This window comes from Wolbachia endosymbiont of Drosophila incompta, from assembly GCF_001758565.1.
GTDB lineage: Bacteria > Pseudomonadota > Alphaproteobacteria > Rickettsiales > Anaplasmataceae > Wolbachia > Wolbachia pipientis.
In genome coordinates, this window is record NZ_CP011148.1 from 739,970 (window position 1) to 740,328 (window position 359).

The following is a 359-nucleotide window of genomic DNA, read 5'->3' on the forward strand; positions in this document are numbered from 1 at the left end:
ACGAAGGTATAGTAAAAGTTCTGCTAGAAGCTGGAGCAGACCCTTCATTAAAAGATGTTGATGGAAAAACGCCAAGAGACCTCACTAAAGATCAAGGTATAATTCAGCTTTTAGAGGAAGCGGAAAAAAAGCAAACGTTAAAAAATGAGAATAAAAAAACGCCAAAGGATCTTACTGAAAATAAAGATGTAATGCAGCTTCCAGAGAAAAAGGAAGAAAAACAAATTGGAAAAAATGCAATTGTGAAAGAAAAAGAACAATCTGCAAAAAATGCAATTGTAAAAGGTGTTATTGTGTGTTTTGTAACTGCAGTGATAGTTGGTGTTGCACTTGCATTTGCTACTGCCCTATCTGTACCA

General features: G+C 35.1%; 1 pseudogene. It reads left to right on the forward strand.

From position 1 onward, the window contains the following. Window positions 1-359, forward strand: a pseudogene (locus WG67_RS07270) (ankyrin repeat domain-containing protein); the annotation flags it as partial.